The following is a 19207-nucleotide window of genomic DNA, read 5'->3' as shown; positions in this document are numbered from 1 at the left end:
CCTCCGCGATCAGGAGTAGGCCGTCGGATCGGGGATCCGGCCTTCGAGCGCGTGGCGGCCCAGGTCGCGCAGCTTGTAGTCGACCGGGTCGTGCAGCGTGTGCACCCGCGCGTTGCGCCAGAAGCGGTCCAGCCCGAACACGGCGGCAGTGCTGCGCGCGCCGGTCAGCTCGAACAGCTGGCTGCTGACCTCGACGCCGGCGCGATGCGCCAGCACCTTGGCTTCGGCGCCCGCGACGGCGACCTCGCCGCGCTCACGCGCGGTCAGCGCCTCGCCGCGATCGAGCGCCGTCCGCAGGCGCTCGACGGCCTCGCCGGCCACCGCCTGCGCCGCCCTCACCTTCAGCCACAGGTCGCCGTAGCGATGCTGCAGCAGCGGATCGTCGACGGCGCGGTCCACGCCCGACGCGAACCAGGGCCGGCCGCGCGTCGCCGTGTAGCGGCGCGCTTCGTCGAACGCGCCCTCGGCGATGCCCAGGTACAGGTGGGTCATGATCAGCTGAGCGATCTGCGAGCGCAGCGTCGCGCGCGGCGTCGGCCCATGGCCGGGGAGCTGCAGCAGCTCGTCATCGTCCAGCCGCACCGCGTCGAAGCGCACCGTGCCGCTGTCGGTCTGGCGCTGGCCGAAGGCATCCCAGTCCTGCTCGACCGTCACGCCATCGCGCCGCGTCGGCACGATGCCGATCAGGAAGCCGCCGTCGTCGGTCGTCGCCGACACGGTCAGCCGGTCCGAGCCCAGCGCGCCGGAGCAGAAGCTCTTCACGCCCTCCAGGCGCCAGCCGGCGCCCTCGCGCACCGCCGTCAGCCGCGTGTCGGCCGGGTTCAGCGCATTGCCCCAGAACAGGCGCTGCTCGGCGGTCTCGCGCAGATGGCGCGCGCCATGGGCCGTCGCGGCGGGCCCGCCGTAGAGACTGACGCCATAGAGCTGAAGATGATGGAAGGCCAGCACGTGCGCGAGCGCGCTGTCCACGCGGGCGAGCCGGCGCACGACCGCGTAGAACGCGGGGATGCCGCCGCCCAGGCCGCCATGGGCCTCGGGGATCGTGAGCGCGAGCAGGCCGCTGGCGCGGATCAGTTCGCGCTGCTCGGCGGCGTGGCCGCCCTGCCGGTCGCGCTGCACCGCCGTGGCGGCCAGTTGATCGGCGAGCTGGTCAAGGCCCGGCCCCAGCACCTGGGCCAGCGAGGGCGATGTGGGAACGGCGGGCGCGTCATCGGAACGCTGCAGCGTGGAGGTGGTCATCGGCAAGGGCAATCGGGCGCGGGAAGCGCGATGCCGCCGAGTGTTCCCGCCGGGCGGCGCGAACCGAAGCGAGATATTCGACTGTGCTTATGCGGACGGCGAAGTCCGCCGGCCTTCCTGGTCAGCCTTCCTTCAGCCTTCCGTCAACCAGGTCGTGGCGTTCTTGGCCGCCTGCGCATTGCTCTGGATGCCCACTTCCTGCGCCAGCCCGCGCAGCGCCGCGGCGCATTGCTCGATGTGCCGCCGGTCGGGATGCCACGGCCCCGCCGCGTCCCCTGCGCTCTGCAGGTTCGCGTTCTTCGTATAGACGACGCGCCACAGCGTCTGCTTGAGGTCGGCGGCATTCATGGTTGGGCCGGAGTATTCCGAAGCGCCCCCCGCCCGCGCGAGAGGCGTTCTTCGCCAGCGCCTGTCGGGCATCGCCCTACATCCGCGGGCCGCGTGCAGGAGTGCCGACCCGGGCTTGCCCCAGGGAAGGGCCTGGCGCCGCCCTGTTAATCTTCCTTTCATGAACCTGTTGCTCGCCGAAGACGATGCGATCCTGGCCGACGCCCTGTGCGAACAGATGCGCGCCAGCGGCTTCACCGTGGAGCACGCGCCCAACGGCGCGGTCGCGCAATACCTGCTCGCCAAGCAGCAGTTCGACGTGGTCGTGCTCGACCTGGGACTGCCCATGGTCGGCGGCATCGAGGTCCTCAAGCAGCTGCGCCAGACCGACGCCTCGCTGCCGGTGCTGATCCTCACCGCGCTCGACAGCCTGGAGGACCGCGTCGCCGGCCTCAACGCCGGCGCCGACGACTACCTGACCAAGCCCTTCGACTTCCCCGAACTCGAGGCCCGACTGCGCGCGCTGCTGCGCCGCAGCCGCGCCTCCAAGGCCAGCACCGAGCTGGGCCAGCTCAGCATGCAGCGCGAGACCCGCAGCGCGCAGGTGCGCGGCGAGATGCTGGAGCTCAGCCCGCGCGAGTTCGACCTGCTCGACCTGCTGCTCACGCACCAGGGCCGCGTCATCACGAAGGAGCAGATCAACCAGGCCTGGTCGGGCGACCGCTCCGGCACCGCCGTCACCGACAGCGGCGCGGCGACCAACGCCGTCGAGGTCTACATCCATCGCCTGCGCCGCAAGCTCGAGGGCGCGCAGGTGGCCATCCGCACCGTGCGCGGCCTGGGCTACCTGCTGGAGCTGGAACGCGCCTGACGGCGCGCGTCCCCCTCCTCGCCGCGCCCCGTCCCGCCCCGCCGCCCCGACCCATGGCCCCGTCGCGCTTCTCGCTCAAGCGCCAGCTGCTGCTGTGGCTGCTGCTGCCGCAGGTCGTGCTGTGGCTGGCCGGCGCCGTCTTCAGCTACCGGCTCGCCGGCCGCTATGCCAACGAGGCCGTCGACGCCGCGCTGCTGCAGGCCACGCGCTCGCTCGCGCGCCAGGTCAAGCCGATGGGCAACGGCCTGCTGATCGACTTCCCGCGCGCCGCGCAGGACGTGCTCGAGGCCGATCCCAGCGACAAGCTGCTCTACACCGTCAGTTCGCCGCCGGGGCAGTTCATCCTCGGCAACCGCAACCTGCCCAGCCCGCCCGCCATGCCCGCCAGTCCGCCGCTGGGCCAGGCGCAGTTCTACGACGGCGAACTCGACGCCGACGACGGCCGCCCCGCCGCGCCGGTGCGCGTGGCCGCGCTCTACCTGCAGTTCGGCGAGAACCCCAAGGCCCAGCAGACCATGCTGGTGCAGGTCGCGCGCTCCAGCGCCAACCGCGAGCTGCTCGCGCGCCGGCTGCTGATCGACACCATGCTGCCGCTGTCGGTGCTGATCGTGCTGATGAGCATGATCGTGTGGGCCGGCGTGGGCGCGGGCCTGGCGCCGATCATGCGGCTGCGCCGCCTCGTCGAGGGCCGCAAGCCCAACGACCTGCGTCCGATCGAGCTCGACGCCGCGCCGCAGGAGCTGCGCTCGCTGGCGCAGGCGATCAACGACCTGCTCGAGGCGGTGCGGCACAACGTGCAGGGCCAGCGCCGCTTCATCAGCGATGCCGCGCATCAACTGCGCACGCCGCTGGCCGGCTTGAAGAGCCAGAGCGAGCTCGCCCTGGCCGAGGCGCCGCCCGGCCCGCTGACGATGCGGCTGGCCCGCGTCCATGAGAGCGCCACGCGCAGCGCCCACCTGGTGAACCAGCTGCTGGCGCTCGCGCGCACCGAGCCGGAATCGGTGACGCGCCAGACCCAGGTGCGCGTGGACCTGGGCCGCCTGGCCCGCGAGGTCACCGCCGAACTGGTGCCGCGCGCGCTGCAGCAGAACGTGGACCTGGGCTACGACGGGCCCGACGGCGATCCGGAGTGCCTCTCCGCGTCGCAGCTCGAGGAGCGCGCGCCCGAGGCCGGCGCGGCCCCGGGCGACGCGCCCGAGCGGCCGGTCGAGATCGTCGGCATCCCCCTGCTGCTGCGCGAGGCGCTGGTCAACCTGGTCGACAACGCGCTGCGCTACGCCGGCCGCGGCGCCCGCATCACGGTGCAGGTGCACCGGGCGCGCGGCCGCGCCGAACTGGTCGTCACCGACAACGGCCCCGGCATCCCCGAGGCGATCCGCGAGCAGGCCTTCGAGCGCTTCTTCCGCGGCACCCACGAGGGCAACGGCTGCGGCCTGGGCCTGGCGATCGTCAAGGAGATCGTCGAGCGCCATGGCGGCCACATCGCGCTCTCCGGCGCCGAGCCGCGCGGCCTGCGGGCCTCGATCACCCTGCCGCTGGCGGGCTGAGCCGCCTTCCCCGATTCCCTGCGGTTTCATTCACGCATCGCCCAAGCGCCCCAATGCGGCGCGGCGAGGCCGCCACTCGCCCGCGCGGCATCCCATTCAGGGGCGACAACGCTAGTGGTAAGCACCAATATAGTTTCATTAATGGAAAATTAAAGTTCAGCCCGCATGCAAGAAAAATGAACGTCTGATTAACGGCTGCACGCCCGGAGCGCCACTGATCGGACCCACACACCGGAGACTGAACATGACTCGCACCCCGCGCCTGCGCGCAACGCTTTCCACGGCCGCTGGCCTGCTGCTGGCCGCCGGATCCGCCCAAGCCGTCGACTTCACCGGCTATTTCCGCGCCGGCCCCGGCGGCACCACCGACGGCGGCGTGAGCCGCGCCTGCTACGCCCTGCAGGGCGGCACCAGCGGCATGAAGTACCGCCTCGGCAACGAGTGCGACATCTACGGCGAGTTCCAGCTCGCCCAGGGCTTCAAGAAGGACGGCATCGACTACAAGGTCGTGCTGATGACGGACTACTGGAACCCCCATTCGGACGCCGACGACGCCAAGCACATGCGCCTGGCGCAGATGTACGCCGAGGCCAAGGGCTTCGACTTCGCCCCCGAGGCCACCGTCTGGGCCGGCAAGGAACGCGGCCGCCGCGGCGACGTGCACATCGTCGACACCTACTTCACCGAGATGGCCGGCATCGGCGCCGGCATCAAGGGCCTGGCGCTGGGCCCGGGCAAGCTGGGCGTGGCGTACTACACCAACGACAAGGACAACAACCAGCGTCCCGGCCACCGCGGCAACGTCGAGTACGTCGACATGCCCACCAACCCGGGCGGCACGCTGAACTTCTTCGGCACCGTCACCAAGTCGCAGTTCGCCGGCGGCACCAACGGCTGGGGCCTGGCCGCCAAGCACGTGCAGGAGAAGCTCTTCGGCAGCGCCCTGAACAACGTGCTGTGGGTGCAGTATGCCCAGGGCTCGGCCGGGCTGAACTCCAACTTCGGCAACCAGACCGACACCTCGGCCGCCAAGAAGTTCCGCATCGTCGAATCGGTCAACTTCCAGCAAGGTGCCTGGGGCGGCATGGGCATGCTGCTGTGGGCGAACGAGAAGGACAACGCCGGCAAGGCCACGGTGTCCACCTCGATCGGCGGTCGCGTGTCCTACGGGGTCACCCGCAACTTCAAGCTGCTCACCGAGGCCGGCGTGTCGCAATACAAGCCCGATGGCGGTCAGCGCGCCCGCCTGACCAAGGTGACCTTCGCGCCGACCCTGTCGACCGGCCCGGCCCTGATGGACCGACCCGAGTTCCGCCTCTACGTCACCCACGCCAAGTGGAACAAGGCCGCCGGCAACGTGACCGGCGAGCCCGGCTACGACGGCCAGACCTCCGGCACCAGTTTCGGCGCCCAGGTCGAGGTCTGGTTCTGACGCTGCGGCGCGCGGGTCCGAGGGGCGGTCCCCGCCCCGGCTCGTCCGACATCCCATGACAACATTCGCTCCAACCCCCCGACGACACGGAGACAACGGCATGCACCAATTCAAGCAACTTTCCCGGGCCGCCGCGCTGTGCGCGCTGATGGCCGCCGGCGCGGCCCAGGCCGGCGAGGTCGAGGTCCTGCACTGGTGGACCAGCGGCGGCGAGGCCAAGGCCGCCACCGCGCTCAAGGCGACGCTGCAGAAGCAGGGTCACACCTGGAAGGACTTCGCGGTCGCCGGCGGCGGCGGCGACTCCGCGATGACGGTGCTGAAGTCGCGCGTGGTCTCGGGCAACGCGCCCGCGGCGGCGCAGATCAAGGGCCCGTCGCTGCAGGAATGGGCGGCCGAGGGCGTGCTGACCAACGTCGACAGCGTGGCCAAGGCCGGCAAGTGGGACGAGGTGATCCCGCCGGTGGTGGCCAGCATCATGAAGTACCAGGGCCACTACATCGCCGCGCCGGTCAACGTGCACCGCGTGAACTGGCTGTGGGTCAATCCCGAGGCGCTGAAGAAGGCGGGCGCCAAGCTGCCCACGACCTGGGACGAGTTCTTCGCCACCGCCGAGGCGCTGAAGAAGGCGGGCATCGTGCCGGTCGCGCACGGCGGCCAGAACTGGCAGGACTTCACCACCTTCGAATCGGTGGCGCTGGGCGTGGGCGGCGTGGACTTCTACAAGAAGGCGCTGGTGCAGCTCGACCCCGCGACGCTGTCCGGTCCGCAGATGGAGAAGGTGCTCACGACCTTCAAGCGCATCAAGGACTACACCGACAAGAACGCCGCCGGCCGCGACTGGAACCTGGCCACCGCGATGGTGATCAAGGGCGAGGCCGGCATGCAGCTGATGGGCGACTGGGCCAAGGGCGAATGGGTCGCCGCCGGCAAGACGCCGGGCAAGGACGTGCTGTGCGTCGCCGCGCCCGGCACGCAGAAGTCCTTCACCTTCAACATCGACTCGTTCGCGCTGTTCAAGCTGAAGAACGCCGCCAACGAGAAGGCGCAGCAGGACCTGGCCACCGCGATCATGTCGCCGGAGTTCCAGGAGCTGTTCAACCTGAACAAGGGCTCGATCCCGGTGCGCACCGGCATGAAGATGGACAAGTTCGACGACTGCGCCAAGCAGTCGGCCACGGACTTCGCCGCCGATGCCAAGTCCGGCACGCTGGTGCCGTCGATCGCGCACGGCATGGCGGTCCCGGCCGCGGCCGAGGGCGCGATGAAGGACGTCGTGAGCCAGTTCTGGAACAGCGACCGGATGAGCGCCAAGGACGCGCAGGCCCGCCTGGTGGCCGCCGCCAAGACGAAGTAATACCCTCACCCCTGCCCCTCTCCCGCGCGCGGGAGAGGGCGTTCGCGGGCCCTCCGCGTTTCGCCACGTTCCTTTCCACGCGCCACGCCGGCGCCCTTGCAGGTCCGCTCCGCATGTCCGCTCCCCGAGCCCCGCGCAGTCCCTGGCTTCCGAAGCTGGTGGTCGCGCCGACCTTCCTCGTCTCCTTCCTCTTCATCTACGGCCTGATGGCGTGGAACGGCTACCTGTCGCTGTCCGCGTCGCGGCTGCTGCCGAACTACGAGTTCGTCGGCCTGGCGCAGTACCGCGCGCTGTTCGACAACGAACGCTGGTGGCTGGCCCTGACCAACCTGGGCATCTTCGGCGCGCTGTTCATCGGCGGCGCGATGGCGCTGGGCCTGCTGCTGGCGATCCTGCTGGATCAGAAGATCCGCGGCGAAGGCGTGCTGCGCACCGTCTACCTGTACCCCATGGCGCTGTCCTTCATCGTCACCGGCACGGCGTGGAAATGGATCCTCAACCCGGGCCTGGGCATCGAGCACCTGATGCAGCAATGGGGCTTCGAGAATTTCAGCTTCGGCTGGCTGGTCGACCCGGACATGGCGATCTACTGCATCGTCATCGCCGGCGTGTGGCAGTCGTCGGGCTTCGTGATGGCGCTGTTCCTGGCGGGGCTGCGCGGCATCGACGACTCGATCATCAAGGCCGCGCAGGTCGACGGCGCCTCGCTGCCGCGGATCTACTGGCGCATCATCATCCCGACGCTGCGGCCGGTGTTCTTCTCGACGCTGATGGTCGTGGCGCACATCGCGATCAAGAGCTTCGACCTGGTGATGGCGCTGACGGCCGGCGGCCCCGGCTACGCCACCGACCTGCCGGCGACCTTCATGTACACGATGGCGTTCTCGCGCGGCCAGATCGGCCTGGGCGCGGCCAGCGCCACGATGATGCTGGCCACCATCGCGGCCATCGTCGTGCCCTATCTCTATTCCGAGCTCCGCTCGAAGCAGTAAGCCGGAGCGACGCGACATGAGTCCTTCCCTTTCCTCTCCCGCCCGGGCCCGGGCCCTGACCGCGCAGCGGCTGCTGCTGTGGACGGTGCTGCTGGTGTTCGCGGCCTTCTTCCTGGCGCCGCTGTACGTGATGCTGAGCACCTCGCTCAAGAGCATGGACGAGGTGCGGGGCGGCACGCTGCTGTCGCTGCCGCTGAGCCCGTCGCTGGACGCCTGGTCCAAGGCCTGGACCAGCGCCTGCACCGGCACCGATTGCGGCGGCCTGAAGCCCTTCTTCATGAACTCGGTGCTGATGGTGGTGCCGGCGGTGCTGATCTCGACGGCGCTGGGCGCGATCAACGGCTACGTGCTGACCAAGTGGCGCTTCCGCGGCAGCGAGCTGCTGTTCGGGCTGCTGCTGTTCGGCGTGTTCATGCCGATGCAGGTGGTGCTGCTGCCGATGAGCCAGGTGCTGGGCGCGCTGGGCATCGCCAGCTCGGTGTGGGGCCTGATCCTGGTGCACATCCTGGCGGGCATGCCCTCGACCACGCTGTTCTTCCGCAACTACTACGCCGGCCTGCCCGACGAGCTCATCAAGGCGGCGACGCTGGACGGGGCCTCGTTCTGGCAGATCTTCTGGCGCATCGTGGTGCCGCTGTCGACGCCCATCCTCGTGGTGACGCTGATCTGGCAGTTCACCTCGATCTGGAACGACTTCCTGTACGGGGTCGTGTTCTCCGGGGCCGACAGCAAGCCGATCACGGTCGGCCTGAACAACCTGGCCAACACGTCCAGCTCGGTCAAGGAATACAACGTGGACATGGCCGCGGCGCTGATCGCCGCGCTGCCGACGCTCGTGGTCTACGTGGTCGCGGGCAAGTACTTCGTGCGCGGGCTCACCGCCGGCGCCGTCAAGGGTTAAGAGGAGTCAACGCATGGGCGCGCTCACCATTTCTCAGGTCCGCAAGAGCTACGGCGCGGCGGACATCCTCAAGGGCATCGACCTGTCGATCGAGGCCGGCGAATTCCTGATCCTCGTGGGCCCGTCGGGCTGCGGGAAGTCGACGCTGCTGGCGATGATCGCCGGGCTGGAGCATCCGACCTCGGGCGCCATCCACATCGGCGACCGCGACGTCACCTACCTGCCGAGCAAGGACCGCGACATCGCGATGGTGTTCCAGAGCTACGCGCTCTATCCCAACATGAACGTCGCGCAGAACATCGCGTTCGGGCTGGAGATGCGCAAGGTGCCCAGGGCCAGGCGCGACGAGACCGTGCAGCGCGTGGCCAAGATGCTGCAGATCGGGCACCTGCTCGACCGCAAGCCGGGCCAGCTGTCCGGCGGCCAGCGCCAGCGCGTGGCGATGGGGCGCGCGTTGGCGCGCGATCCGAAGCTGTTCCTGTTCGACGAGCCGCTGTCCAACCTGGACGCGAAGCTGCGCATCGAGATGCGCGCCGAGATCAAGCTGCTGCATCAGCGCACGCGGACCACGACGGTCTACGTGACCCACGACCAGGTCGAGGCGATGACGCTGGGCGACCGGATCGCGGTGATGCGCGACGGACTGGTGCAGCAGTTCGGCACGCCGGAGGAGATCTACACGCGGCCCGCGAACCGCTTCGTGGCCGAGTTCATCGGCTCGCCGACGATGAACTTCGTCAGCGCCGCGCGCAGCGCGGACGGGCTGGCGGCGCAGGGCGTGGCGTTGCCGGTGAACGCGGCGCAGCAGGCCACGATCAAGGGCGATGGCGTGCTCTACGGGCTGCGTCCGGAGCACATCCGGCTGAGCGACAGCGGCGTGCAGGGGCGGCTGAAGATGATCGAGCCGACGGGTCCCGAGACCTATCTGCTGGTGGACACGGCGATGGGGCCGATCACCTCGCGCGTGGCGGGCAATCCGCACCTCAAGGTCGGGGACGCGGTGAACCTGCAGTGGGCGGCGGAAGCGGCCCATCTGTTCGACGCGAAGGACGAGCGCCGCCTGGCCTGACCGGCCGCAGGCGCAGCCACAGGGTCTGCGCGGCGAGCACGGCGGCCAGGATCAGCGCGATCCAGGCCGAGCCGGCGGCGCCGGGCATCGGTGAGGCGCTCTGCTTGACGTGGACGCCGGCGAGTCCCCAGATCGCCGCGGCGGCGTAGCCCAGCGCCGCCGGGCCGGTGCCGGGCGCATGCAGCCGCGCGTTGGCCACCAGCAGCAGCAAGGCCGCGAGCGCCCACAGGACCAGCGTCCAGGGCAGTTGATCGACGGTGGGCAGCAGCTGCTGCGCGACGGCGGTCTGCGCGGTGTCGAGGAAGGCGGCCAGGGAGAGCCAGCCGCTGTGCAGCGCCAGCGGCAGGACGGCGAGCCACGATTGCGCGCCGCGCGGCACGGCGCGGGCCACCAGCATCAGCGCCCACAGCAGGCACACCAGCGACAGCCAGATGATGGCCAGCGCGAGCCAGAACCATTGGCGGGAGAACACGATCATCCAGCTGGCGGTGAGCGCGAAGCCGGTCACGACGAGCCAGTGGCAGCGATGGGAATCGCGATGGCCCTCGCGGTCCGGGACCGGGCGCTGACCGCGCAGCAGCCAGACGGCGAAGACCAGGTCGAGCAGGAAGATCACGCCCCAGATGGAGAACGCGTAGCCGTCCGCGACCAGCAGGGTCGGATAGCGGTCCGAGATCGTGCCGTTGTCGGGGCCGAAGACGCCGCGCTGGGAAGCCCAGGCCACGAGTGGCATGGACAGGGCCGCGAGGATGACGAGCACTTGAAGCATGGCGATGGCGGGGAGTTTGCTCCCCCTTGGCAATGCGCGTACCCCACTCTTACACCCTCGCCCGCTTGCGGGAGAGGGAGGGGTGAGGGCCAGCGGCCTCCGCGGTCCACTGTTTTTGCATACAGCTATGATGCCGCCCCATGTCCTCCGCCCTCGCCGACGCCCCGCCCCGCGCGGCCGACGTCTTCGCCGACCTGAATCCCGAGCAGCGCTCGGCGGTCGAGCACGGGCTCGATGAACACGGCATTCGCGGGCACGGCCCGCTGCTGGTGATCGCCGGCGCCGGCTCGGGCAAGACCAAGACGCTGGCCGCGCGGGTCGCGCGCCTGATCCAGTCGGGCGCCGATCCGCAGCGCCTCCTGCTCCTGACCTTCTCCCGCCGCGCCGCCGGCGAGATGGAGCGCCGCGCCGGCCGCGTGCTGCATCGCGCGCTCGGCTTGAGCGGCACGCAGGCGCCGCCGCGCTTCCCCTGGGCGGGCACTTTCCACAGCGTCGGCGCGCGCCTGCTGCGCGAGTACGCCCATCGCATCGGTCTCGCGCCCAACTTCACCATCCTGGACCGCGCCGACGCCGAGGACCTGATGGGCCTGCAGCGCCAGGCCCTGGGCCTTGCCGAGACCACCGAGCGCTTCCCGCTGAAGGCCACCTGCCTGACGATCTACTCGCGCGTGGTCAACAGCGAGGCCCGGCTCGACCAGGTGCTGCAGGAGCACTTCCCCTGGTGCTTCCCGGTGCACGACGAGCTCAAGCGCCTGTTCAAGGCCTACGTCCAGGAGAAGCAGCACCAGCAGCTGCTGGACTACGACGACCTGCTGCTCTACTGGGCCGAACTGATGAGCGACGACACGCTGGCGGCCGAGCTCGGCGAGCGCTTCCAGCACGTGCTGGTCGACGAGTACCAGGACACCAACCGGCTGCAGGCGACGATCCTCAGACGGCTGAAGCCGCGCGGCGACCGCCTGACGGTGGTGGGCGACGACGCGCAGGCGATCTACTCGTTCCGGGCGGCCGAGGTCCGCAACATCCTGGAGTTCCCGGCGCAGTTCGAGCCGCCCGCGCGCGTGGTCGCGCTGGAGCGCAACTACCGCTCGACTCAGACCATCCTCGATGCCTCCAACGCGGTGATCGCGATGGCGCGCGAGCGCCACGAGAAACGGCTCTGGACCGACAAGGCCTCGAGCGAACGGCCGCAGCTGGTCACCGTCGACGACGAGGCGCGCCAGGCGCTGTGGGTCGCGGACAAGGTGCTCGAGCGCCGTGAGCAGGGGCTGAAGCTGAAGAAGCAGGCGGTGCTCTTCCGGACTTCCAGCCACAGCGCGCCCTTGGAGCTGGAGCTGACGCGCCGGAACATTCCGTTCGTGAAGTTCGGCGGCTTGAAATTCCTCGAGAGCACGCATGTGAAGGACGTGCTCAGCGTGCTGCGCTGGGCCGAGAACCCGCGCGGCCGGCTGGCCGGTTTCCGCGTCGCGCAGCTGCTGCCGGGTTTCGGACCGGCAAGCGCGCGCCGGTTGCTCGACGCGATGTCGCCCGCGGCGGATCCCGCGCAGGCCCTGCGCGACTTCGAGCCGCCGCGCGCGGCCGCCGCGGCCTGGGCCGGCCTGCGCGCGCTGATGCTGCGGCTGATCGCGGGCTCCGAATGGCCGCTGGACCTGGAGGAGATCGTCGAGTGGTACGCCCCGCACCTGGAGCGGCTGCATGACGATGCGCCGGTGCGCCTCGCCGACCTGGAGCAGGTGGCGCGGATCGCGCAGGGCCACGGCTCGCGCGAGCGCTTCCTGACCGAGCTGACGCTGGACCCGCCGGAGGCCAGCAGCGACGAGTCCGGCGTGCCGCTCAAGGACGAGGACTACCTGATCCTGTCGACGATCCATTCGGCCAAGGGGCAGGAGTGGAACGCGGTCTACCTGCTGAACTGCGTGGACGGCTGCATGCCGTCGGACCTGAGCACGGGCGCGCAGGCGCAGATCGAGGAGGAGCGGCGGCTGCTGTACGTGGCGATGACGCGGGCCAAGGACCACCTGGCGGTGATGGTGCCGCAGCGTTTCTACGTGACGCAGCAGACGCGGCACGGCGACCGCCACCTCTACGCGAGCGTGTCGCGCTTCCTGCCCGGGAAAGTGGTGCGCCACTTCGACAAGGCCGGCCCTGCCAACCAGCCGCAGGCGGCGCTGCCGGAGCTGGTGAAGCCGGCGATGGACGTCGCGGCGAAGCTGCGCAAGGCCTGGGACTGAGAACCCCCTTCCGGGCGAGGCAATCCCCCATCGGTGCTCCCCCGCCGCGTTCGTCGCACGGCTGCAACTCGGTGAACGGCGACCCGCTGGAGTGCTCCTAGCATGGACGCATGCAGTACCCGCTCATCGCCATGGCCGCCGCCACTTTCGCTGTGGTCTGTCCTCCCAGTCTGATCCCGCAGTGGATCCAGGACATCAACACGGCCGTCGGCCTGATCAGCTTCGCGATCACGATCGGCGTGTGGTGGCAGGTGCGAAATGTCCGGCTGTCGTTTCGATCGCGCGCGCAATTGCCGTCCATCACTGAGAAATTGGCGCTCTCGCTGGCCGCTTTGGACCGGATGTTGGAGGAGCCAGCGCTGCCGTGGCTGCCCTTGCGCCAAGAGCTGTTCTCTGCATCCGCACGGCTCGAGACGGCGCTGCCGTTTGCAACGCCCGAGTCTCGCGAGATCGCGAACCTGGCGATTCGAGACATCCGAGACGCGGTAGGCCGCGTCGATCTCGATTCATCCCGGATCGCCGTCGCTGCCGGTGACGCGCGCAACGCGCTCAATCGTGCCTTGATTCATTTGTCCCAGGCTTCCGCTGACCTGCAATGGGGGTGAACGTGTCCGTCAACATCGAAGCGCAATTGCTCGCATCTTCCCTTCACACAAAGACACTTCTTCGGGAAGTCGAATGGCGGATCTCGCCGCCCGTTCCGGGTGACCCCACGCACCCGCCCACTGCGTTGCGATACGAGGCAGCCCATATGGGCTTCCGGTTCGCCCTCTATCAATATCCTCAGCTGTGTCCGTTCCAAGGGGCGACTCCCGACCCGTGGATCACCCGCACCGTGCTCTCCATCCTGGACGGCCAGGGTCACGAGATCTGGCAGGAGACCGACTCGAGGATGAACGTGAGCAGCCTCTATCGTTTGGTCCAGCGGCGTCTGACTTGCGTCGGCGACGTCTTGGCCACCCTTGTCCGGCAGCCTCGGGATGACCAGCCTTCCCAAGTGGCGGATCGCCGAGAGGATGAAGAGGGGCTCGTCGCCAAGCTCCGCCGCTACAGGGCGTCGTTCGTTGCGCGCTTCACATGAAGGCTTCGCCTGCGTAACGCACGTTACGGCAACCCCCGATGGACGCCGATCCGGAAGAAATTAAACTCCGCGCCAGTCAATACATGACCCTCGGGCAGCAGCGCTGCTGCCCTCCTCTCCGCCGCCAGCCCCCGCCCGACCGCCGTGACGATCCGCGACACCGTTCTCCGCACCCTCGCCCACACGAACTGGCGCCTCGCGCTGCCGGCGCTGCTGCTGACCTGCGGCTGCCTGATCGTGCAGGCCGCCAGCAGCGACCCCGAGGTCGTCGTCCCCACCACCTCCCCCACCACGGCCGCGATCAGCCCGTCGGGCGTCGTGACGCCGGACCCGCACGCCGCCTCCGCGCCGGCGCCCTCCGCCTCGGCGGTGGCGCAGGCGCCGCAGCCCGCCGCCATCCCGCCGCTGCAGGCGCCCGCGCCGTCCGACGGGCCGCTGATGAAGCTCCCGGTCAACGCCCGCCACATGCTGGTCATCGACGACAGCGGCCGGGTGCTGATGGCCAAGGACGCCGACACCGTCGTGCCGATCGCCTCGCTGACCAAGCTGATGACGGCGATGGTGGTGCTCGACGCGAAGCAGGACATGGACGAGGAGATCCGCATCGACGACGCCGACGTGGACCGCCTCAAGCACAGCCGCTCGCGCGTGAAGGTGGGCGCCACGATGACCCGCGAGGCGGCGCTGGAGCTGGCGCTGATCTCGTCCGAGAACCGTGCCGCGTCCGCGCTGGCACGCCATTTCCCGGGCGGCCTGCCGGCCTATGAGGCGGCGGTGGCCGCCAAGATCCGCGCGCTGGGCCTGAGCCACACCGCGCTGGCCGATCCCACCGGCCTGTCGCCGGCCAACACCTCGACGGCCGCCGAGGTCGCCCGCATCGCCGCGGCCGCGGCCCGCTATCCGGTCATCGCGAGAATCAGCAGCGACAAGTCCAGCGAGGTCGAGGTCAACGGCCGGCCGCGCGAGCTGCGCAACACCAACCATCTGGTGGGCGCCAAGGGCTGGGACATCCGCCTGTCCAAGACCGGCTACACCGAGGAAGCCGGCCGCTGCCTGGCGATGCGGATGAAGAGCGGCGGCCAGACGATCACCGTCGTGCTGCTGGACGCCGATGGTTCGGCCCAGCGCCTGCGCGACGCCGCGGCCATCCGCAAGTCGCTGGCCAAGCTGAGCTGACACCCCCCTGATCGCGGACAAGGCCGCCCGGCCGTCCGCCCATTTCCGGCCTCGAGCCGGTGACCCGAGGAGTTCCCATGAACCGCCGTCACTGGCTCGGCGCCGCGAGCGCCTGGGCCGCCGCATGGCCGCTCGCCGGCCGTTCCCAATCGCCGGATCCCACGGCGCCCGGCGCCGGCGCGGCCGCACCGGGTTCGCTCCCCTTCGCGGAACCGCCGCGCCCGGCCCGCATGCGGGTATCGGCGGACCGCATCGTCGACATCACCGTCTGCACGCGTCCTTTCCGCGTCCAAGGACCTCGCATCGAGGCGCAGCGGCTGCATGGCAAGACGGTCATCCATCACTATGGCCACGGCGGCGCCGGCTGGTCGCTGTCGTGGGGCTCCGCCACGCTGGGCGCGCTGCCGCTGATCCGCGAGACCGGCGCCAGACGGATCGCCATCATCGGCAGCGGCGCCGTCGGCCTGACGACCGCGCGCGTCGCCCAGCGCGCCGGCCTGAAGGTCCGCATCTATTGCCGCGAGCGTCCGCCCGAGGTCGCCTCGACCTTCGCGACCGGCATGTGGTCGCCCGATTCGCGCATCGTGTCGGAGGCGCACGCGACGCCCGCCTTCAACGCGATGTGGGAGCGCATGGCGCGCCACAGCTTCCGCGCCTGGCAGGACCTGCTGGGCCTGGCGGGCTCGCCGGTCGAGTGGCGGGATGGCTATGTGCTGTCGGACACGCCCTTCGACCAGCCGCTGCCCGACGCCAGCGCGCACGGCAGCGCCGCCGAACCGGACTATCCCGACCTGCTCGAACTCATCCCCGACCTGCATCCGCGCTCGATGACGCTGACGCCGGCGCAGCACCCGTTCCCGGTGCCGCACGCGCGGCGCTTCACGCAGATGACCTTCAACATCCGTCCGTATCAGCGTCTGCTGCTGGAGGACTTCTTGCGCGAGGGCGGCGAGATCGTGACCCGCGATTTCACCCATGCGCGCGAGCTGGCCGGCCTGCCCGAGCGCACGATCGTCAACTGCACCGGCTACGGCGCGCGGGCGCTGTTCGGCGACGACTCGCTGATCCCGGTCCGCGGCCAGATCGCGCGGCTGGTGCCGCAGCCGGAGGTGGACTACATGGTGGCCTGGCGCGGCCACAACCTGATGGTCGTGCCGCGCCGCGACGGCCTGCTGGTGCAGGCCCAGGGCGAGCACGACTTCAACAACCCGGATCGGCGCATCGACCGCGCGATGAGTGAGGAGGCCGTGAAGCGGCTCGCGGCGCTGTTCGCGTGATCGCGGCGCGCTTCTCGCGCCTCTCTCCTTCACCGCCAGTAGGCCCCGTCCTACCTGCCGCATGAGCCGGCGGAGCTACTGTCGAGCCATCTCGGCAGACCGCGTCCGGCCCTCATGCTTCCACCCCCCTCTTCCGCGACGGACCTGCCGCCGTCCGGTGCCCGCAAGCCGTCACCCTCCCCGGCGACGCCCCCCGTCGCGCCCCCCGCCCCCCGCAAACGCAAGGCCCGCCGCCGGCGCCCTCCTCGCCTCTCCGCCGCGGCCTGGCGCCAGTTCGTGCAGATCGCGCGGCCCTACTGGCTCGGCGACCAGCGCAAGGCGGCCTGGGGGCTGCTCTTCCTGCTGATCGTCCTGATGCTGTGCGAGACCCAGCTCGCCGTGCTGCTCAACGACAAGACCGGCGAGCTCACCTCCGCGCTCGCCGCCCGCGACCACCCGCGCTTCTGGCTCGCCGTGCGCGACAGCCTGATCGTGCTGGCCTTCGCCGTGCCGGTGTACGCCTTCTACTACTACATGCGCGACGCCTTCTCCAACCACTGGCGGCGCTGGCTCACCGGGCGCTTCCTGGACGGCTACCTCGACGGCCGCCGCTACTACGAGATCGGCGGCGGCGGCGCCAGCCCCGCCGACATCGACAACCCCGACCAGCGCATCTCCGAAGACATCAACACCTTCACCGGCCGCTCCACCCACTTCTCGCTGCTGATGCTGGGCTCGGCGATGCAGCTGATCGCGTTCTCGGCCGTGCTGTGGTCGCTGTCCAAGCTGCTGGTGCTGTTCCTGGCGATCTACGCGACGGTGGGCACCTTCCTCGCGCTGTACGTCTTCGGCTCGCCGCTGATCCAGCTGAACTTCTGGCAACTGCGCCGCGAGGCCGATTTCCGCTTCGGCCTGATGCGCCTGCGCGAGAACGCCGAGTCCATCGCCTTCTATCGCGGCGAGCCGCAGGAGCGCGCCCAGATCGACCAGCGCTTCGATGCCGTCTACGGCAACTACTGGCAGCTGATCCGCAAGCAGCGCGCGCTCAACCTGTTCCAGCGCGGCTTCAACCAGCTGACGCTGGTGGTCCCCAGCGTGCTGCTGGCGGACCGCGTGCTCTCCGGCGACCTGGAGGTCGGCGCGGCCGTGCAGGCCGCGGGCGCCTTCGCCGCGGTGCTGACCGCCGTCTCGCTGATCGTCGACAACTTCGAGAGCCTGAGCCGCTTCGTGGCCGGCATCGACCGCCTGCATGCGCTGTCCGAGGTCATGCGCCCGCGCAAGCCGCGCGACGAACGCGCGCGCGAGCGCATCCGCAGCGCCCCCGCCGAGCAGCTCGCGCTGCGCGACCTGACGCTCTACACGCCGCAGTTCGACCGCCTGCTGGTCGAGCGCCTGAACGTCGCGCTCCAGCCTGGCGAGAGCCTGCTCATCACCGGCATGAGCGGCTGCGGCAAGAGCTCGCTGCTGCGCGCGATCGCCGGCCTGTGGCGCTGCGGCGAGGGCACGATCGAGCATCCGCCGATGGAGGACGTGTTCTTCCTGCCCCAGCGCCCCTACCTGCAGCCCGGGACGCTGCGCAGCCAGATGATCTATCCCGACACGCGCACCGAGCTCGACGATGACGCGCTGCGCGCGATCCTCGCCGACGTCTGCCTGCCCGAACTCGCCGACCGCGTCGGTGGCCTGGACGCGGTGCAGGACTGGGAGAAGCTGCTCTCGATGGGCGAGCAGCAGCGGCTGGCCTTCGCGCGCGTGCTCGTGCGCCGGCCCCGCCTGGCGATCCTGGACGAGGCCACCAGCGCGCTCGACAGCGGCAACGAGCGCCGTCTCTACGAACGCCTGTGCCGCGACGGCATCGCGCTGGTCAGCATCGCGCACCGGCGCGGCGTGCTGCGGCATCACAGCCACGTGCTCGAGCTCAAGGGCAACGGCGAGTGGGCGCTGCACCCGGCGGACGGCTACGATTTCGACGCGGCCGAGGCCGGCGCGGAGGCGGAGCCCTCCTCGCCGGCCGCCGCGCGAAAGGACCCCGCATGACCCCTTCCTGGACCGACGCCGTGCTCGCCACGCTGCGCTCGGAGTTCTCCGACATCCCCGACATCGAGCAGATCACCCGCATCACGGTGCGCCTGATGCTGGCCGCCTTGCTGGGCGGCATCCTGGGCTTCCAGCGCGAGCACCACGGCAAGGCCGCCGGCATGCGCACCCACATGCTGGTGTCGCTGGGCGCGGCGCTGTTCGTGCTGGTCCCGCAGCAGGGCGGCATGCACCTGACCGACATGAGCCGCGTGCTGCAGGGCGTGATCGCCGGCATCGGCTTCCTCGGCGCGGGCGCGATCCTGAAGCTCGAGAACGAGGAGCAGGTCCACGGCCTCACCACCGCCGCCGGCATCTGGATGACGGCGGCGATCGGCGTCGCCTGCGGCCTGGGCCGCGAGGCCACCGCGGTGCTGAGCATGCTGCTGGCGCTGGGCATCCTGGAGCTGCTGCCCAAATTCGCGCGCAAGCGCCGGCGCCACCGCCGCCCCGAGGCGGATCAGGCGGCGGCGCGCGACGAGCCGCGCCTCGACTGAGCCGCGCGGCGGTGAAGCACATCACCCAAGTGGCGCGCGAGGGCGCGCGTCGCCCTCATCCGCGACGCGGGTATGACAGTTGCCGCAAGGTGCGATAGGGTCGGCGCTCGGGAGGCGCCCCGGAGCCCAGCATGGACATCGACACCATCACCTACGTATTCCAAAGCCTGGATGGCACGTTCACGATCAAGCCCCGCCTGTCGCGGCGCTGGCGCGTGAAACACGACAGCATGCCCTGGGGCGATTCCTTCGCCACGGCGGAGGAAGCGGCGAAAGCTCTGTCCGAACGCTTCGCCGTGCCGGCCGACCTGCGCGAATGGACCGAGGTCGGCGACTTCCACACCGACGTGGGCGGCTTCAACCTCTGACCCGGCGCCCTCCAGGACTGC

18 protein-coding genes are annotated in these 19207 nt (G+C 70.2%); 15 read left to right on the top strand and 3 right to left on the bottom strand.

The features are described 5' to 3' along the window. Nucleotides 1–9: 9 nt before the first annotated feature. Together ACEN96_RS11910 and ACEN96_RS11905 are read right to left on the bottom strand one after the other, a co-directional pair. A complete protein-coding gene (locus ACEN96_RS11910; protein ID WP_495588224.1) occupies nt 10–1239 on the bottom strand; it encodes an acyl-CoA dehydrogenase family protein in 1230 nt (409 codons plus the stop codon). Between the two features lie 132 nt (nt 1240–1371). Then, nucleotides 1372–1587, bottom strand: a complete 216-nt coding sequence (locus ACEN96_RS11905) for a hypothetical protein (RefSeq protein ID WP_495588223.1) — start codon at nt 1585–1587, stop codon at nt 1372–1374. Nucleotides 1588–1747: 160 nt separating this feature from the next. Here ACEN96_RS11905 and ACEN96_RS11900 point away from each other — a divergent pair, with 160 nt between their 5' ends. The 7 genes from ACEN96_RS11900 (at nt 1748) to ACEN96_RS11870 (ending at nt 9732) form a co-directional block, all read left to right on the top strand. Then, on the top strand, nt 1748–2437 hold the full coding sequence (locus tag ACEN96_RS11900; RefSeq protein WP_495588222.1) for a response regulator transcription factor: 690 nt from the start codon (nt 1748–1750) through the stop codon (nt 2435–2437). 53 nt (nt 2438–2490) lie between these two features. Beyond that, nucleotides 2491–3984 (top strand): sensor histidine kinase, encoded by a 1494-nt coding sequence (locus ACEN96_RS11895; protein WP_495588221.1) that lies wholly within the window; start codon nt 2491–2493, stop codon nt 3982–3984. Nucleotides 3985–4228: 244 nt separating this feature from the next. Beyond that, nucleotides 4229–5416, top strand: a complete 1188-nt coding sequence (locus ACEN96_RS11890; protein WP_495588220.1) for a maltoporin — start codon at nt 4229–4231, stop codon at nt 5414–5416. Nucleotides 5417–5516: 100 nt separating this feature from the next. Further along, entirely contained in the window at nt 5517–6770 is a 1254-nt protein-coding gene (locus tag ACEN96_RS11885; protein WP_495588219.1) for an ABC transporter substrate-binding protein, read from the top strand. Between the two features lie 113 nt (nt 6771–6883). Then, nucleotides 6884–7762, top strand: a complete 879-nt coding sequence (locus tag ACEN96_RS11880; protein WP_495588218.1) for a carbohydrate ABC transporter permease — start codon at nt 6884–6886, stop codon at nt 7760–7762. 16 nt (nt 7763–7778) lie between these two features. Further along, complete coding sequence (locus ACEN96_RS11875) at nt 7779–8663, top strand: carbohydrate ABC transporter permease (RefSeq protein WP_495588217.1); 885 nt, start codon at nt 7779–7781, stop codon at nt 8661–8663. Nucleotides 8664–8676: 13 nt separating this feature from the next. After that, nucleotides 8677–9732 (top strand): ABC transporter ATP-binding protein, encoded by a 1056-nt coding sequence (locus ACEN96_RS11870; RefSeq protein ID WP_495588216.1) that lies wholly within the window; start codon nt 8677–8679, stop codon nt 9730–9732. Here the strand turns inward: ACEN96_RS11870 and ACEN96_RS11865 are convergent. Further along, on the bottom strand, nt 9647–10501 hold the full coding sequence (locus ACEN96_RS11865) for a TspO-related membrane protein (RefSeq protein ID WP_495588215.1): 855 nt from the start codon (nt 10499–10501) through the stop codon (nt 9647–9649). The two genes, ACEN96_RS11870 and ACEN96_RS11865, sit on opposite strands and share 86 nt — an antisense overlap. 140 nt (nt 10502–10641) lie before the next feature. Here ACEN96_RS11865 and ACEN96_RS11860 point away from each other — a divergent pair, with 140 nt between their 5' ends. The 8 genes from ACEN96_RS11860 to ACEN96_RS11825 all read left to right on the top strand — a co-directional run bounded on the left by ACEN96_RS11860 (nt 10642) and on the right by ACEN96_RS11825 (nt 19186). Next, a complete protein-coding gene (locus ACEN96_RS11860; protein ID WP_495588214.1) occupies nt 10642–12732 on the top strand; it encodes an ATP-dependent helicase in 2091 nt (696 codons plus the stop codon). Between the two features lie 110 nt (nt 12733–12842). Continuing rightward, nucleotides 12843–13337 (top strand): hypothetical protein, encoded by a 495-nt coding sequence (locus ACEN96_RS11855; protein WP_495588213.1) that lies wholly within the window; start codon nt 12843–12845, stop codon nt 13335–13337. Between the two features lie 2 nt (nt 13338–13339). Then, nucleotides 13340–13813, top strand: coding sequence for a hypothetical protein (locus ACEN96_RS11850; protein ID WP_495588212.1), 474 nt, complete (start codon nt 13340–13342; stop codon nt 13811–13813). Nucleotides 13814–13957: 144 nt separating this feature from the next. Beyond that, the gene (locus ACEN96_RS11845; protein ID WP_495588211.1) at nt 13958–14989 is read left to right on the top strand and encodes a serine hydrolase; all 1032 of its coding nucleotides are present in this window, start codon (nt 13958–13960) and stop codon (nt 14987–14989) included. 77 nt (nt 14990–15066) lie between these two features. After that, the gene (locus ACEN96_RS11840) at nt 15067–16266 is read left to right on the top strand and encodes an NAD(P)/FAD-dependent oxidoreductase (protein ID WP_495588210.1); all 1200 of its coding nucleotides are present in this window, start codon (nt 15067–15069) and stop codon (nt 16264–16266) included. A gap of 276 nt (nt 16267–16542) precedes the next feature. Continuing rightward, entirely contained in the window at nt 16543–18282 is a 1740-nt protein-coding gene (locus tag ACEN96_RS11835) for an ABC transporter ATP-binding protein/permease (protein ID WP_495588209.1), read from the top strand. Further along, entirely contained in the window at nt 18279–18818 is a 540-nt protein-coding gene (locus ACEN96_RS11830; protein ID WP_495588208.1) for an MgtC/SapB family protein, read from the top strand. Before ACEN96_RS11835 ends, ACEN96_RS11830 begins: the two co-directional genes overlap by 4 nt. Before the next feature lie 131 nt (nt 18819–18949). Beyond that, nucleotides 18950–19186 carry a hypothetical protein gene (locus ACEN96_RS11825; RefSeq protein WP_495588207.1) on the top strand — a complete coding sequence of 79 codons (237 nt, stop codon included), beginning with the start codon at nt 18950–18952 and terminating at the stop codon, nt 19184–19186. The last annotated feature ends 21 nt before the right edge of the window (nt 19187–19207 follow it).

This window comes from Roseateles sp. Mitsp63 (genome assembly GCF_059491535.1).
The sequence above is the reverse complement of the archived record's forward strand: the minus strand, read 5'-3'. Positions and strand labels throughout refer to the sequence as shown.